The organism is Magnetovibrio blakemorei, assembly GCF_001746755.1.
Lineage (GTDB): Bacteria > Pseudomonadota > Alphaproteobacteria > Rhodospirillales > Magnetovibrionaceae > Magnetovibrio > Magnetovibrio blakemorei.
In genome coordinates, this window is record NZ_MCGG01000080.1 from 1 (window position 1) to 1,342 (window position 1,342).

The 1,342-nt window shown below is 49.9% G+C and carries 2 protein-coding genes; one reads left to right on the forward strand and one right to left on the reverse strand.

The genetic code is table 11. The features are described from left to right. Window positions 1–16: 16 nt before the first annotated feature. Window positions 17–774, reverse strand: a protein-coding gene (locus BEN30_RS18140) for an IS5 family transposase (protein ID WP_211563440.1) whose coding sequence is annotated in 2 segments (ribosomal slippage) — window positions 17–441 and window positions 441–774 — 759 coding nt in all. Because the reading frame shifts where the segments join, the coding sequence is not laid out codon by codon here. Between the two features lie 52 nt (window positions 775–826). Here BEN30_RS18140 and BEN30_RS16980 point away from each other — a divergent pair. Beyond that, entirely contained in the window at window positions 827–1,165 is a 339-nt protein-coding gene (locus BEN30_RS16980) for a hypothetical protein (RefSeq protein ID WP_069959498.1), read from the forward strand. The last annotated feature ends 177 nt before the right edge of the window (window positions 1,166–1,342 follow it).

Sequence of the window (1,342 nt, forward strand, 5' to 3'; positions counted from 1 at the left end):
TAGGGTCCAGACTCATTCAAATCCAGTAGCAAATGAGTGCTGCGAGGCATAGTGCAGCGAGAAAGTTTTCAGCATTCTTGTCGTATCGCGTGGCAATGCGACGGAAGTCCTTAAGACGGCCAAACATTCTCTCAATGACGTTGCGTCCTTTGTATCGGGCCTTGTTGAACGGGTGCGGCTGCTTTCTGTTGGACTTGTTTGGGATCACCGGCAGGATACGTTGGGATTTCAGGTAGTCCCTCCAATGATCGGCGTCATAGGCTTTATCGGCGAGCAGGTATCGGGTGTTTGGCAGTGATGCGCCGAGCATGACAGCGCCCTTGATATCGTGGACGTGACCAGGTGTCAGGTAAAAGGCCAGAGGGCGGCATTGCTCGTCGCTTATGGCATGAACCTTGGTGTTGCGACCTCCTTTTGTGCGACCGATGGCCTGAGCAGAAGCCCCCCTTTTCCGCCGCCAGCGCAACGGTGGGCTTTGACATGAGAGGCGTCGATGGAGATTTGTTCTGGTGTTCCCGACAGGGCTGCCGTCAGTTCCGCAAACATGTACTGCCAGATCCCTTTCTGCGACCAGCGGTTATAACGGTTGTAAACCGTCGTCGATGGTCCGTATTCCGGCGGACAATCCTGCCAACGGCAACCGGATTGCAGAACATGAATGATACCACTGATAATGCGCCGATCATCCTTGCGACGCTTGCCGGCGGCACGGTAAGGTAAATGCGGTTCAATCAGTGAAAATTGTTCGTCAGAGAGCCAGAAATTGCACTTCATAGCCTGAAAATCTCCTTTTTGAGCTTCAAGCTATTGAATCACTGAAAGGTTAATGAGTTCTGACCCTAATAGGCGTGTTTCATCCAAGGAAACCGCTTCAACAGATGATAAAATGATTAAGTCCCAGCGACGACAAAAAACGAAACAACCTCAACGCACAAGTGGCGATGCGATGAAGCGTCTTGCGTCTGAAACGCATGTCGCTAGCATTGAAGCTGAAAAGAAACTTGCTACTCATCTAGAGGCGGTAGGATTTGATACGCGTCGTCATGTATACACCGTTAAGCATCGTGTGAAAAAAGCAGCTGACATTGTTCGAAAAGTTAAACGCAAACGCCAAGGACAAGCTAAAGGGTTCGCCCTGAAAAACTCTCAACATATTGATAAATAATGATTCCCTTGGGATTCTAAATATAGGAAAATGCCAGAAAGCAGTCCCGTAACGCTCATTTTCTGGTAGATTCTCATGAAGCCTAAAAAACCCCGCCGCCGTGATGCCGATCTGTTTCGCGAACGTCTGGACGCCATCATCGACATGAAGCATCACTTGATCCGGTTGGCCGGGATG